Consider the following 16,698-nt stretch of genomic DNA (forward strand, 5'->3'; position numbering starts at 1 on the left):
GGTGAGTCAACGGAAACCGGTCTGCGGTGTCCTGTTGGCGGGACACCTTCGTTGCCCAGCGGCCGGTCCAACCATGGTTGACACGTTATTAGGTCGACATGGTTACCTAATGTGTGTTCCATTGCCCGGGAGATCAATTGCGGGCGAGCGGGTGAGTGCCGAAGATTTTTCCGAAGAGGTCGGGTCGAACGAGGCCTGCGGATGGTAAAGACGCAACCTCGAACCCTTCTCTGAGCCGCTGTTGATGCAGTCATGAGCCGGCCGCCGCTCGGTCATCCTGGCCTGAACGGGAATCCGAGCGGCCGCAGAAGATATTTGCATGCGCAATCAGCGATGAGTCGATCAGTCCGTGGGCAACGTAAACAGGAGTGCTGAGTGATGATTCCCTTGTCTTTCGCACAGCGGCGCCTGTGGTTCATCGACAGGATCGAGGGGCCGTCGGCGATATACACCGTGCCGTTCCTCATCCGGCTCACGGGGAAGGTCGACACCGCGGCGCTCACCGCTGCGGTGCGCGATGTGGTGGCCCGCCACGAGAGTCTGCGGACCCTGATCGTGGAGAGCGCCGAAGGCGTCCCTGCCCAGCAGGTGGTGCCGGCCGAGGAAGTGCGGCTGGACATCGCGCTGGTCGAGGTCGCTCCGGACGCGTTGGACATGGCGGTGCGCGAGGCCTCCGCGGCCACGATCACACCGTTCGAGGAGATCCCGGTACGCGCCGTTCTCTTCCGCACGGGCGCCGAGGAACATCAGCTGCTGTTGCTGATCCACCACATGGCCTGCGACGGCGAGTCCATCGCCCCGCTCGTCCGGGACCTGAGCGCCGCCTACACCGCACGCATCGAGGGCGGTACCCCGGACTGGCCCGAACTCGCCGTCCAGTACGCCGACTACACGCTCTGGCAGCGCGAACTGCTCGGTGACGAGAACGACCCGGACAGCCTCATCGCCACCCAACTCGACTACTGGCGCGACGCGCTGGCGGGTCTGGCGCAGCCGACGCGGCTGCCCATGGACCGACCGCGCGGCCCGCTGCCGAGCCGCCGCGGCGATGTCGTCGAAGGCACCGTTGACGAGGAGTTGCTGGCCAGGGCGGAGGCGGCCGCCAAGCGCACCGGGTCATCTGTGCCGATGGTGTTCCAGACGGCCCTTGCGGTACTGCTGCACCAGCTGGGCGCGGGTGAGGACATCGCGCTCGGTTCCACCGTCGCCGGCCGCCAGGACCCGGAACTGGCCGACCTGGTGGGCTTCTTCGCCAACACCTGGGTGCTGCGCACCGATCTGTCGGGCCGGCCGACCTTCGACCAACTCCTCGCGCAGGTGCGGCACAAGGCACTGACGGCGTACGACAACCAGGACGCGCCGTTCGAGCGCGTGGTGGAGGCCCTCAACCCGGAGCGCTCCAGCGCCTACCACCCGCTGTTCCAGGTGATGTTCACCTGGTCGACCGGTGCCCGCGTGGAGTTCGGCCTGCCGGGTGGCGTGCAGGCGCGCATCGCTCCGCTGTGGACATCGATGGCCAAGTTCGACCTGGAGTTCAGTTTCTTCAACGAGCCCGACACACCGGGCCTGTCCATCTATCTCGAGTACGCGACAGACCACTTCGACCGGGCCACGGCGCAGGGTTTCGTGGATCGCCTGGTGCGCCTGGTCGGTGACCTGCTCGACGCGCCGTCCCGCGCCGTCGCGCTGACGGACGTACTGACCGAGGGCGAACGGGAGTGGGCGCTGCGTGCCTTCGAGGGCGCGGCCGCCGACACCCCCGAGCTGACCGCCGCTGGACTGATTGAGCGTCAGGTGGCGGCTACCCCGGACGCGACGGCCGTGGTCGACGGCGCGGAAGAGCTGAGCTTCGCCGAGCTGGATGCGCGGGCCGAGCGCCTGGCACGGGAGCTGACCGCCCGCGGAGTCGGACCGGAGCGCCTGGTGGGCCTGGCGCTGCCGCGCTCGGCCTCGCTGATCGTGAGCATGCTCGCGATCTGGAAGTCCGGTGCCGCCTACCTGCCGATCGACCCCCGGTACCCCGGTGCGCGGCTGGGCCACATCCTGTCCGACGCGGGCCCGGACCTGGTGCTGACCGACACCGCCAACGCGAAGGTGCTCCCGGCGGTGGACATCCCCCGCCTGTGCGTCGACGACGTGGACTTCGACGCGGCCGGCCCGGCGGCGGAACCGGCCGCCGGCCTGCCCGCACACGCCGCATACGTGATGTACACCTCGGGTTCGACCGGCACGCCGAAGGGCGTGGTCATCACCCATCGGGATGTCGTCAACGGCGTGCTGCGGCTCGCCGACATCACCGGTATCGGCGCGGGCACGCGCGTTCTCGCCGGTACGTCCGTCAACTTCGACGTGTCCGTCTTCGAGACCGTCACCACCCTGTCGCACGGCGGCGTCCTCGAGGTGGTCCGCGACGTCCTTGTCATCGGCGAGCGGGGCGGCTGGACCGGCGGCGTCATCAGCACGGTCCCCTCGGTCTTCACCGAACTCCTCGACCAGGCAGGGGGGATGATCCGGGCCGAGACCGTGGTGTTCGCCGGCGAGGCCCTCCCCACCGCGCTGGTGAAGCGGGTCCAGGCCGCCATCCCGGGCGTGCGGGTGATCAACGCCTACGGGCAGACGGAGTCGTTCTACGCCACCGCCTTCACCGCCGGCGAGGCGTGGCCGGCGACGGCGGCCACGGCACCCATCGGCGTCCCGCTCGCCAACATGGGCGCGTATGTTCTCGGCCCCGGCCTCCAGCCGCTCGCCCCCGGCGTCATCGGTGAGCTGTACGTGGCGGGGAACGTGGCGCGTGGCTACCTCGGCAGGGCCCGGCTGACCGCCGAACGGTTCGTCGCCGATCCCTTCGGCCCGGCCGGCGCGCGCATGTACCGCACCGGTGATCTCGCCCGCTGGGGGGCCGACGGCCAACTGGAATGCGTCGGCCGTGACGACGAGCAGGTCAAGGTGCGCGGCTTCCGTATCGAGCCGGGCGAGGTGGAGTCCGCGCTGACCGCCCACCCTGCGGTGGCGCAGGCCCTGGTGACCACATGCCGGCACGAGGGCCGCGACCACCTGGTGGGCTATGTGGTGCCAACCGCCGGGCGGGAGCCGGGGCAGTCGGCGGTGGAGAGCCTGGGAGACCTCGACATCGACCTCACGGCCACCGTCTCACCCCGCGACCTGCGCACGTTCGTGTCGGCCAGGCTTCCCGAGTTCATGGTGCCGTCGGTCTTCGTCATGCTGGACCGGCTGCCGCTGGCCCCCAACGGCAAGCTGGACCGCAAGGCGCTGCCGGAACCGGAGTTCACAGGCTCGGCCTATCGCGCCCCCGGCACGCCGGGTGAGGAGGTACTCGCCCGTGTCTACGCCGATGTGGTCGGCGTGGACCGGGTCGGCGTGGACGACGACTTCTTCGCGCTCGGCGGCGACAGCATCCGGTCCATCCAGGTCGTCGCGCGGGCCAGGGCCCAGGGCGTCGAGGTCACTCCCCGGCAGATCTTCGAGTGCCGCACCGTGGCGGAACTCGCCCGCGTCGCCGCGAGTGGGGGCCGGACCGAGCCCGGACTGGAGGAGCTGCCGGGCGGCGGCGTGGGCTTCGTGCCCCTGCCGCCCGTCGGCCACTACCTGGAGGAACTGGGCGGGAACCCCGACCGGTTCACCATGACGATGACGGTGGACCTCCCGACGGGGATGGACCGGGGCGGCTTGGTGCGCACGCTGTCGGCGGCCTTCGACCGGCACGACATCCTGCGCTCCCGGCGGGCCGCCGGCGGGGAGGCGGGGCTGGAGGTGGCCGCGCCCGGTACCACCGACGTGCAGCCGCTCGTCCACAGGGTGGCGAGCGACGGCACATGGGACGACGCCTGGCGGCAGCGGGCCCGGAGCGAACTCGACGCTGCGGCGGGCCGGCTGGACTCCGCGAACGGGGTGATGGCGCAGTTCGTGTGGTTCGACGCGGGCACCGGGACCCCGGGACGCCTCACCATCCTGCTGCACCACCTCGTGGTGGACGGCGTGTCCTGGCGCATCCTGCTGCCCGACCTCGCCACGGCCTGGCGGCAGATCCGCGACGGCGGCACCCCGCAGCTGCCCGCGACCGCCACCTCGGTCCGCCGCTGGACGCATGCGCTCGCCGAGGCCGCGACCGGAGAGCGGGCGGCGGAACTCGGACTGTGGCGCCGGACGGTCTCCGGGCCCGACCCGAGTCTCGGCGCCAGGCCGTTCGACCCGGCCGTCGACACCATCGCCACGGTTGAGCGAGTCCGGCTGGACCTGCCGATCGAGATCACCCAGGCCCTGCTGACCAGCGTGCCCGCCGCCTACCGCGGCGGCGTCAACGACGGCCTGCTGACAGGGCTGGCCCTCGCCGTCGCCGTCTGGCGCAGGCGGCGCGGCCTCGACGAGCCCTCGACACTGGTCCGCCTGGAGGGCCACGGGCGCGAGGAGCACATCGTGCCCGGCGCCGACCTCTCCCGCACCATGGGGTGGTTCACCAGCATGTACCCCGTCCGCCTCGACGTGTCCGGGGTCGACCTGGACGAGGCGCTCACCGGCGGCGCGGCGACGGGCGCCGCGCTCAAGGCCGTCAAGGAGCAGCTGCTCGCCGTCCCGGACAAGGGCATCGGCTACGGCATGCTGCGCTACCTGAACGCCGAGACCGGCGCGGTCCTGGAGCAGTACGGATGCGGGCAGATCGTCTTCAACTACCTGGGCCGGTACACCGGTTCGGCCAACATGCCCCAGGACCTGCGCGGTCTGGGCTTCACCCAGGTCGAGGACACCGTCACGCTGACGCCCGCGCTGGACGAGGACATGTCCGCCCTCGCCTCCCTGGCCGTCAACGCGCATGTCGTCGACACCGAGCAGGGCCCGCGGCTGGAGGCGAGCCTGGACTACCCGTCCGGGCTGCTCGCCGAGGCGGACGTGCGGGAGCTCGCCGATCTGTGGCGGACCGCCCTGACCGGCGTGGCCCGGTATGCCGGGCAGCCGGATGCCGGCGGCCTCACGCCTTCGGACGTCCCCCTGGTCACAGTGGGCCAGGCCGAGCTGGACCGCTGGCAGGAGCAGTACCGGGGCATGGCCGACGTATGGCCCGTGACCGCGATGCAGGACGGGCTGCTCTTCCACGCGGAACTCGCCGGCACGGCCGTCGACGTCTACCAGATGCAGTTCGCCTTCCACCTGACGGGCGAGGTCGAACCGCAAAGGATGCGGGCGGCCGGACAGGCGTTGCTCGACCGCTATCCCAACCTGCGGACGGCGTTTGTCACCGACAGAGCCGGCGACCGGGTCCAGATCGTCCAGAACGGAGTCGAACTGCCCTGGCAGGAGCTGGACCTGGCCTCCCTGCCCGAGCCGCGACAGGAGGAGCAGCGCAGACGCTTCCTCGCCGCGGAGCACAGCACCCACTTCGACCCGGCCCGGGCGCCGCTGATGCGGTTCTCGCTCGTCAAGCTGGCAGCCGACCGCTGGGACCTGGTCCTCACCGCCCACCACGTCCTGTTCGACGGCTGGTCAGTCCCCCTCCTGATGCTGGACCTGCTGCGTCTGTACCGTTCGAACGGCGACGACGTCGAGCTGGGCAGGGCGCCCGCCTACCGCGACTTCCTGACATGGCTCTCCCACCAGGACCGTACGGCGACAGCCCGAGCCTGGGAGCGGGAGCTGGCGGGCGTTGACGAGCCCACGCTGCTCGTACCCGACGCTCCCGCCGGGAAGGGCGAATCCGTCGGGGTCGGCCAGCTGGACGTGCCGCTCACCCCGGAGCAGTCCGACCGGCTCGCCCGCCGCGCCGGTGAGCTGGGCCTGACCCTCAACACGTTGGTCCAGGGCGCCTGGGGCATGCTCCTGTCCGGCCTGACCGGACAGCGGGACGTGACCTTCGGCGCCACGGTCTCGGGTCGTCCGCCGCAGGTCGAGGGTGTCTCCGAGATGGTCGGCACATTCATCAACACCCTTGCCGTCCGCATGGACTGTGCCCCCGGCGACTCCCTGCGCACCCTCCTGACCGGACTCCAGGAACGGCAGAGCGCGCTCCTGGACCACCACCACTTCGGCCTCCTGGAAATGCACCAGCTCACCGGCGTGCGCACGCTCTTCGACACCCTGGTGGTCTACGAGTCGTACCCCATCGACAGCGCGGCACTGGACGACGCCTGCGCGGCTGCCGGGATCCGGGTGACCGGGCTGAGCCCGCTCAGCAGCACCCACTACCCGCTCGTGGTGATGGCGTCCGCCGAGCCGCGTCTGGCCATCGCCCTCCAGTACCAGCACCACCTCGTGGCCCCGGAGCAGGCCGCTGTCATCGCCCGGCGCCTGGGGCGCGTCCTCGTCCGGCTGGCCGAGGACCCGGAGCTGCCGTTCAGCAGCGTGGACATGCTGGAGCCCGCCGAGCGCGACCGCATCCTCGTGGACGTCAACCGGACCGCCGCCGAGACTCCCGATGCGACCATCCCCGACCTGTACGAGCGACAGGCCGCGACGACACCGGACCGGCCCGCGGTGAGCTGCGGCGACGTCACGCTGACCTATGCGGAGCTGAACGCCCGCGCCGACCGTCTCGCGAGCGCGCTGGCCGCACGCGGTGTCGGACCGGAGACCGTCGTCGGCCTGGCGATGCCTCGCTCGGCCGACCTCGTCACCGCCATGCTCGGCGTCTGGAAGGCCGGCGGCGCGTATCTGCCCATCGACCCGGAGAACCCCAGGTCCCGGGTGGACCACATGCTGAGCGTCGCCCGGCCCCAACTGCTGCTCACCGAGGCCGGCACCGTCAACGGGCTGCCGGGCACCGACGTCCCGACCCTGCTTCTCGACGACGTCGATCTCGTCGCCGGCCCGGTCGCGGGGCGGGCGAGGGGACTGCGGCCGCAGCACGCCGCCTATGTGATGTTCACCTCCGGCTCCACGGGCCTGCCCAAGGGAGTGGTGGTCAGCCACGGCAACGTCGTCAACGGGGTCACGCGGCTCGCCGAGCGGGTGGGGGTGGACGCGGACACCCATATGCTCGCGGGCGCCTCGGTCAACTTCGACGTGTCCGTCTTCGAGACCGTTACCACGCTGGTCCACGGCGGCCGTGTCGAGGTCGCCGGCGACGCCCTCGTGCTCGCCGAGCGCGAGACGATGACGGCGAACGTGATCAGCACGGTGCCGTCGGTCTTCGCCGCGCTGGGCGGCCGGATACCCGCCCTCCCGGACCGGGCGACGCTGGTCTTCGCAGGGGAGAAGCTGCCGACCGGGCTGGTCGACCGCATCCGGCAGGAACGCCCCGGGGTACGCATCGTCAACGCCTACGGGCAGACCGAGTCGTTCTACGCCACGACGTTCACCGTCCCGGCACAGCAGCCCGGGGCGGACACCGGCAGCGTCCCGATCGGGACGCCGATCGGCAACCTCCGCACCTACGTCCTCGGGCCCGGTCTCGCGCCCGTACCGCCCGGCGTGACGGGCGAGTTGTACGTCGCCGGGGACATCGCGCGCGGCTACCTCGGCCGGGCCGCCCTGACCGCCGAGCGCTTCGTCGCCGACCTCCACGGCCCCGCGGGCGCGCGGATGTACCGCACCGGAGACCTGGCCCGCTGGACGGCCGACGGACAGCTCGAGTACGTCGGCCGCGACGACAACCAGGTCAAGATCCGTGGTGTCCGCGTCGAACCCGCCGAGATCGAGCGCGCGTTGGCCACCCACCCGGATGTCGCGCAGGCCGTGGTCATCGCCCGCACGGCCGAGGAGGGGGACCAGCAGCTCGTCGCCTATGTCGTGCCCGCCGCCCCGCGCGCCGACGACACGGACCTGGCCGGCACCCTGCGCGGCCATCTGCGCGAGCGGCTGCCCGCACACCTGGTGCCCACCGCCGTCGTCCCCCTCGACTCGGTTCCGCTGACGGTCAACGGCAAGCTGGACCGGCAGGCGCTGCCCGCACCGCACTTCGCCGCGGCGGCCGTGGGCGGTGAGCCGCGCACTCCTCAGGAGGAGCTGCTGTGCGAGCTGTTCGCCGAGGTCCTGCATGTCGACCGGGTGGGTGTCGACGACGACTTCTTCGCTCTCGGCGGCCACTCGATCATGGCCATCAAGCTCGTCAACCGCATCCGGTCAGTGCTGCGCACCGAAGTGGAGCTGCGTACCCTCTTCACCGCTCCGACCGTGGCCGAGCTCGTCCCGCATCTGGACCGGGCCGGTGCGGCCCGCGCACCGCTGGCCCCTCCCGCACAGGTGCCCGAGCGGCTCCCGCTGTCCTTCTCCCAGCAACGGCTTTGGTTCCTGCACAAGTTCGAGGGCCGCGCGGCGACCTACAACATGCCGATCGTCCTGCGGCTCTACGGGGATCTGAACGTGCGGGCCCTGGAGGAGACGGTCAATGACCTCGTGACCAGGCACGAGATCCTGCGCACCGTCTACCGCGAGGTCGATGGGCGGCCCTACCAGCACATCCTCGGGCCGGAGGAGGCCCGCATCGCCCTGCCCGTGCGCCCGGTCGCCGACGCGGACGATCTGCCCGGGGCCATCGCCGCGGTCGCCCGCCACCCCTTCGACATCGCCGCCGAGATCCCGGTCAAGGCCGCGCTGTTCGGCACCGGCCCGGACGAGTTCGCCTTGGTCCTCGTGATCCACCACATCGCGGCCGACGGCTGGTCCGCGACACCCCTCGCCAAGGACCTGACCACCGCCTACGAGGCCCGCACCCGGGGCGAGGCCCCCCGGTGGACACCGCTGCCGCTGCAGTACGCGCACTACGCCCTGTGGCAGCGGGAGCTCCTGGGAGGCGACGACGACCCGGACAGTCTGTTCAGCCGACAGTGCCTCTACTGGTCCCGGCAGTTGGCTGGGCTGCCCGAAACGGTTACCTTCCCGACGGACCGGCCGCGCCCCGCGGAGCTCGACCGCAGCGGCGATCTGCTCGAGTTCACCCTGGACGCCACGCTCCACGAGGGCATCGCCTCGCTCGCCCGCGCCACCGGAACCACCCCCTTCATGGTGCTCCAGGCGACCATGGCCGCCCTGTTCACCCGCCTCGGCGCGGGCACCGACATCGCGCTCGGCAGCGGCATCGCGGGCCGGATCGACCAGAATCTGAACGACCTGATCGGCCTCTTTGTCAACGTGCAGGTCATGCGCATCGACACCTCGGGCGACCCGACCTTCGCGGAACTGCTCGACCAGACGCGCCGGACGAGCCTGGCCGCGTACACCCACCAGGACATCCCCTTCGAGGCCCTGGTGGAGAAGCTCAACCCGCAGCGCTCGGCATCGGTCAACCCGCTCTTCCAGGTCGCCCTGATCCTGCAGAACACCGAGGACGCGGACTTCGAACTGCCCGGTGTGCGGGTCACGAGCGAGGGCACGGGCACCGGCACGTCCCGCTACGACGTGACATTCAGCCTGACCGAGAAGTTCCACGACCGCACCACGCCGGCCGGCATCCACATCGCCGTTGAGTACTCCACGGAGCTCTTCGACGCCTCGACGATCGAGAGGGTGATCGGCCACTGGGAATGGCTGCTCGCCGCCGCCGTCCTGGACCCCACCCAGCACATCGGCGCGGGTGAGCCCACCGCTGAGGAGCGCGGTACCCTGCTCGCGGCCGAGCAGCGGACCGGGCCGGAAGTGGCAGCGGCCACCTTCCCGGACCTGTTCCGCGAACAGCTGCTGCGGGCCCCGCAGGCACCGGCCGTGGAGTTCGGCGGTGGGGCATGGTCGTACCGGGAACTGAACGAGCGGGCCAACCGGGCCGCGCACTGGCTGATCGCGCGGGGCGTCGGCCCCGAGCAGTCGGTCGGCGTCGCCATGCCGCGCGGCGCCGACCAGGTCGCCGTGGTTCTGGGCATCTTCAAGACGGGTGCGGCGTATCTGCCGGTCGATCCCGACTATCCGTCCGATCGCATCCGGTTCATGCTCGACGCCGCCGCCCCCGCCGTCCTGCTGGCCACGGCGGGCATCGCGGAGCGGCTGCCGGCGAGCCCGGGCACCGAAGTCGTGGCCGTCGATGCCCCCGAAGTGGCGAAGGCCTGGCAGGACGGCCCGGCCACGGACCCGGACGTCGCCCTGACCCCCGCGCATCCCGCGTACCTCATCTTCACCTCCGGCTCGACCGGACGGCCCAAGGGCGTCGTCGTCACCCACGCCGGTATCGCGGCCCTCAGCCGCACCACACAGGACCGCCTCGCGGTCACCCCGGACTCCCGCGTCATCCAGGTCGCGGCGCCCAGCTTCGACGCCGCCCTCTGGGAGTACATACAGACCCTCACGACCGGCGCCACCCTGGTGGTCCCGCGTGAACAGCGCCTCGTCGGCGACGACCTGGCCCGCAACCTGGCCTGCCTCGACATCACCCACGTCATGCTGCCGCCCAGCGTGCTCGCCGCGCTCCCGGCCGACGCGCCGCGCACCCTGACCGGGCTGCGGACCGTCACCGTCGGCGGCGAGGCGTGCTCACCGGCGCTGGCCGCCGCCTGGGCGCCGGGACGCCGTTTTGTGAACGCCTACGGTCCCGCCGAGACCACCGTGTGCGGCACGGTCAGCGCCCCGCTCAGCACCGGCCACACACCCATTGGCACCGCGGTGGACGGAAACCGGTTGCGGGTGCTCGACGAGCGGCTCGTCCCCGTCGAACCGGGCGTCCCCGGCGAGCTGTACATCGCGGGGCCCAGCCTGGCCCGCGGCTACCTGAACCGCCCCGATCTCACCGCCGAGCGCTTCGTCTCCGACCCGTTCGGACCCGCCGGCACCCGCATGTACCGGACCGGGGACATCGTGCGCCAGGGCGCGGACGGGCAGCTCGACTACCTCGGCCGCAGTGACGACCAGGTCAAGATCAACGGCCTGCGCATCGAACCCGGCGAGATCACCGCGGCCATGGAACAGCACCCGGGCGTCGGACAGGCTGTGGTGACGGCCCATCGGGGCAAGGACGGCCGGCAGCGCCTGGTGGGGTACGCGGTCCCCGTCCCGGCGGGGAGCCCCGGTCCGGACGCCGACGAGCTGCGCGCCTTCCTGTCCGACAGGCTGCCGGAGTTCATGGTGCCCGCCGTGTTCCTGCCGCTCGACAGCCTGCCGTTGACCGCCAACGGCAAGCTCGACAAGGCCGCCCTGCCCGCGCCGCCGACCACGGCGGAGAGCAGCTACCGGGCTCCCGGGACCGAGGCGGAGACAAAGCTCGCCGCGATCTTTGCCGAGGTCCTGGGGCACGACCGGGTCGGCATCGACGACGACTTCTTCGCGGTCGGGGGCGACAGCATCCGCTCCATCCAGGTCGTCTCGCGGGCCCGCGAGCGTGGCGTGGCGATCACGCCGCGGCTGATGTTCAAGCACCGGACCGTGGCTGCCCTCGCCGAGGCCGCCAAGGCCGGCGGGCAGCCCCGCACGGACCGCCGGGAGCCCGCCGGAGGCGGACTCGGCTGGATGCCGCTGCTCCCCGTGATGCGGCAGATACGTGAACACGTCGGACACCACGATGGATTCACCATGTCGACGGTGGTGGAGCTGCCGACGGGCATCGACGAGACCGCACTGGTCACGACGCTTGCCGTGGTCGTCGATCATCACGACATGCTGCGCTCCCGCCTCCGGGTCCACGGCGGGGAGGAGGGCCTCGACGCGGCCGCGCCCGGCACTCTCGACGCGGCGTCGCTCATCCGCCGCAGGCCCTGCGCCGGCGACTGGTCCGACCCCGCCTGGCGGCAGGAGACGCGGGCCGAGGTCACCGCCGCCGCCGGTGAACTGGACGCGGAGGCAGGCCGGATGGCCCGCTTCATCTGGTGCGACGCGGGCCCGGACACGCCCGGGCAGCTGATCGTTGTCCTGCACCACCTGGTGACCGACGGTGTCTCCTGGCACATCCTGCTGTCCGACCTCGCTCAGGTCTGGGACGCCGTGCGACAGGGCCGCCCGCCGCAGCTGCCGGCGGTGCCCACCACGATGCGCAGCTGGTCGTACGGTCTGGTGCAGGCGGCCGAGGCACCTGAGCGGGTCGCCGAACTCGACCACTGGCGGGGCGTGCTGGACCGGCCCGAGCCGCTGCTCGGTTCCCGGGCGCTCGACCCGGCCGTCGATGTGCGCGCGACCGTGGACACGGTGCGGGTCACGCTGGACCAACAGACCACCGAGGCGCTGCTGACCGCACTGCCCGCCGCCTTCCACAGCGGTGCCGACGACGGCCTGCTCACCGCGCTCGCACTGGCCCTGGCCGGGTGGTACCGGGCACGGGGCATCGACGAACGCTCGGCGCTGATCCGCCTCGAAGGACACGGCCGCGAGGAGGCGGCGGTACCCGGCGCCGACCTCACCCGCACCATCGGCTGGTTCACCAGCGTCTATCCCGTCCGGCTCGACGTCGGCGGCATCGACCTGGAGGACGCCGTCGCGGGCGGCCGCACCGCCGGATACGCCGTGAAGGCGGTCAAGGAGCAGCTCCACGCGATCCCGGACAAGGGCATCGGCTACGGCCTGCTGCGCCACCTCAACCCGAAGACCGCCGAGATCCTCAAGGCGTACCGCGACGGTCAGGTCGCCTTCAACTACCTCGGCCGGCTCGGCTCGGTCGCGTCCGCGCAGGAGGACAGCGCCGCGGGCTGGACGATGTCCGGCGACCTGGACGACCTCGCTCCCGCACCGAGCGCACCGGCTCTGGCCGCCGTGGACATCACCGCCTTCGCCGCCGAGACCGCGCAGGGCCCGCAGCTGACCGCCGACTTCGCCTTCCCCACCGGGCTGCTGACCCGGGAGGAGGTGCGGGAGCTCGCCGACCTGTGGCGCACGGCCCTGGAGGGCCTGGCCCGGCACGCCACCGCTCCGGGGGCGGGCGGCCTGACGCCGTCGGACGTGCCGCTGGTCCGGGTGCGCCAGCGGGACCTGGAGGTCTGGGAGGAGCGCTACCCGGACATGGTCGACGTATGGCCGTTGACCTCGCTGCAGTCCGGTCTGCTGTTCCAGAGTCAGCTGGAGGGCGCCGAGTTCGACGCCTACCAGGTGCAGCTGGTCTTCCATCTGACCGGACGGGTGGACCCGGAGCGGATGAGGGTGGCCGGCCAGGCCCTGCTCGACCGCTACGACAGCCTGCGCACCGCATTCGTGGCCACCGCCGCCGGCGAACCCGTACAGGTGCTCCTCGACCGTGTCGAGCTGCCCTGGCAGGCCATGGACTGGAGCGGCCTGCCCGAGCGGGAGCAGGAGGAGAGACTGCGGGAGCTGCGCGACCGGGACCGGGCCACGCCCTTCGACCCGGCCGCCCCGCCGCTGCTGCGCCTGACCCTCGTACAGCGATCGGCCGAGCACCACGAGCTGGTGATGACCGTCCATCACATCGTGTACGACGGCTGGTCGTCGCCGCTCGTGCTGCAGAGCCTGCTGCACCTGTACGCCACCCTCGGGGACGCCGGACGACTGAACCGGGTGCGCCCGTACCGCGACTTCCTCGACTGGCTGTCGCAGCAGGACAAGGAGGGTGCGGCACAGGCGTGGCGGACCGAGCTGGACGGGCTGGACGAGCCGACGCTGGTGGCTCCCCGCAGCCAGCAGCAGGAGGGAGGCGGACACCGCAGGACGCCGGTCGAGCTGGACCGCGGCACGGCGCGCCGTCTGTCGCAGCGCGCGGCCGAACTCGGCATCACGCTCAACACCCTGGTGCAGGGCGCCTGGGCACTACTCATCGCGAGCCACACGGGCCGCCAGGACGTGGTGTTCGGCGCCACGGTCTCGGGGCGGCCGCCGCAGGTGGCGGGCATGGACGAGATGGTGGGCCTGTTCATCAACACCCTCCCGGTCAGGGTGCGGACGGCGGCCGAACAGAGCGCGGCCGAGCTGCTGCTCGATCTCCAGGAGCGGCAGGCCGCGCTGATGGACCACCATTTCCTCGGCCTCGCCGAGATCCACCGGGCCGTCGATCTCCCCGTGCTCTTCGACTCGGTGGTGGTCTTCGAGTCCTACCCGGCCGGCGGGGACGACCTCGACGAGACGTTGAGCGCAGCCGGCATCGCGATCACCGGCATGGACTGGGAAGCGGCGGTGCACTACCCGCTCGCCCTGTTCGCCACCGCCGACCCGGATCTCCAGCTGATGCTGGGCCACCGTGACCACGCCTTCGACACCGAGACCGTAGAGCGCCTCGCGCACCGCCTGACCCGGATCCTCGGTGCCATCGCGGCGGACCCCGGCACTCCGGTGAGCGGCATCGATCCCATGGCATCGGACGAGCGCGAGCTCGTGGTGACCGGGTTCAACGACACCGCCGCCGAGGTCCCCTGGGCCACCGTGGCCGCACTGTTCGAGCAGCGGGCCGCCCACCGTCCCGACGCGGACGCCGTGCTGTGCGGTGACACCACCCTCACCTACCGGGAGCTCGACGAGCGAGCCAACCGGCTCGCGCGGGTGCTGGCGAAGAGCGGTGTGGGCCAGGAGTCGCCGGTCGGGCTCGCCCTCCCGCGCTCGCCGGAGTACATCGTCGCCGTGCTGGCCATCGCGAAGGCGGGCGGCGTGTATCTTCCCCTCGACCCGGCCTATCCGGCCGAGCGGATCGCCTTCATGCTGAGCGACGCAAAACCCGCTCTCCTGGTGACCGATACGCGGACCTCGGCCGAACTGCCCGAGAGCGACTGCCCGCACCTGGTCATCGACGGACCCGAGGCCGCCCGGGAGATCGCGGCGGCCCCGGCGCAGCCGCTCGGAGCGGGCTCGGACGGGCATCCGGAGCAGCTCTGCTACGTGGTGTACACCTCCGGCTCCACGGGCCGGCCCAAGGCGGTGGGCATCTCCCACCGGGCGCTGGCGGTCCTGTCGGCGGACCGGGGCTACGACGAGAGCCGCCTGGAGCGCGTTCTCATGCACCACACACAGGCCTTCGACACCTTCACCTACGAGCTGTGGGCCGGCCTGCTTCGCGGCGGCGCGGTCGTCATCCTTCCGGACGGCCGACTGGATCCGGCGGCACTCACGCGGATGATCGCCGAACAGGGTGTCACCGGACTCATCATGCCGGCGGGCCAGTTCATGGCCTTCGCCGACGAGGCGCCCGAGGCGTTTCGCGGCGCCCGTGAGGTGTGGACGGTCGGCGACGTGGTGACCCCGGCCGCCCTGGAGCGGGTGCTGCGCGCATGCGACGGCCTGACCATCGTGAACGGGTACGGCCCGACCGAGACCACCGCGGCCACCACCATGCATGTCATCACCGGCACGGACGGCCTCGGCGAGGCTGTACCGATCGGGCGCCCCATGGACAACACCCGCCTGTATGTGCTCGACGCGGCGCTGCGACCGGCGCCCATTGGCGTCGTCGGGGACCTGTACGTGGCCGGCGAACGGCTGGCCCGCGGATATCTGGACCGGTACGGCCTCACCGCCGAGCGCTTCGTGGCCTGCCCCTTCGGCGGGCCGGGCGAGCGGATGTACCGCACAGGCGACCTGGCGGCCTGGACGCCGGAGGGCCGCCTCCTGTTCCGGGGCCGCGTCGACAACCAGGTCAAGGTCCGGGGTTTCCGGATCGAACTCGGCGAGGTGGAGGCGGTGCTCGCCGGCCATCCGCAGGTCGCGCAGGCCGTAGTGATCACCCGGGACCAGCCGGGTATCGGCAGGCACCTCGTCGCCTACGTCACGCCGGCCGAGGGGGAGCGGCCCGACCCGGACGCCTTGCGGTCCTTCACCGGGCAGCGGCTGCCGGAGCACATGGTGCCCTCCGCGGTCCTGGTCATGGAGAGTCTGCCGCTGGCCGTGACCGGGAAGGTCGATCGCGGGCTGCTGCCCGCGCCCGAGTTCCTCAGCCACACCGCCTACCGGGCTCCCCGCAACGCCCAGGAGGAACTGCTGGCAAGCGTGTTCGCGCAGGTTCTCGGAGTGGAACGGGTTGGTGTCGACGACGACTTCTTCGCTCTCGGCGGCCACTCCCTCCTCGCCACCAGGCTCATCAGCCGGATCCGCACGGTGCTGAGCGCGGAGGTCCCGATCCGCACGGTGTTCCAGGCGCCGACCGTCGCCGAACTGGTGGAGCACCTGACCGGGGGCCTTGGGGATCCCGGCGACGGCGGCCCCTTCGACACCCTGCTGCCGTTGCGGACCGGCGGGAGCGGAACGCCCTTGTGGCTCTTCCACCCGGGATTCGGCTTGTGCTGGTCCTACCTGGGGATGGCCACCCAGGTGGGGGACCGCCCGGTGTACGGCATCCAGGCGCGCGGCTTCGACGGCGCGCCGCTGCCGGCCGGCTTCACGGCCATGGTCACCGACTACGCGGAGCAGATCCTCGCCGTGCAGCCGCAAGGTCCGTTCCAGCTGGCCGGACATTCGCTGGGCGGCTCCCTGGCCCACGCCGTCGGTGCCGAACTCCAGCGGCGCGGCTGCGAGGTGTCCCTGGTGGTGCTCCTCGACGCCGTTCCGGGCAGCGGGTTCGCGCAGCTGGCGGAGGCCCACCTCACCCGGTCGGAGGCACGCGACTTCCTGGACGACTACTTGCCGGGCGACGCCGGTGACGACGACCGCCGGAGCATCGTCGAGAACGGTGCCACGGTCATCGTCGAGCACTCCCGGATGGTCGCGGAGTTCGCTCAGCCCACCTACCGCGGCACCGTGCTGTTTTTCAGCGCGACGCAGAGCCCCGAGGCGCGGCCCGACTCCTGGGAGCCGTACGTCGACGGCGAACTGCACACCTTCGACATCGACGCCACGCACTTCGGCCTGACCGAGCCGAAGCCCGCGGCCGAGATCTGCGCCATCGTCAACCGCTACCTGTGTGACTGAGGA

General features: G+C 71.7%; 1 protein-coding gene. It reads left to right on the forward strand.

Annotated features, from left to right (window positions below; genetic code table 11):
- Positions 1-378: 378 nt before the first annotated feature.
- Positions 379-16,695 (forward strand): non-ribosomal peptide synthetase, encoded by a 16,317-nt coding sequence (locus tag CV755_RS05700; RefSeq protein ID WP_109279060.1) that lies wholly within the window; start codon positions 379-381, stop codon positions 16,693-16,695.
- Positions 16,696-16,698: the final 3 nt, after the last annotated feature.

It is taken from the genome of Streptomyces orinoci (genome assembly GCF_003121295.1).
GTDB lineage: Bacteria > Actinomycetota > Actinomycetes > Streptomycetales > Streptomycetaceae > Streptomyces > Streptomyces orinoci.

Coding starts and splice junctions, on each gene's coding strand:
- CV755_RS05700 (WP_109279060.1), top strand. CDS start 379: ATGATTCCCTTGTCTTTCGCACAGCGGCGCCTGTGGTTCATCGACAGG.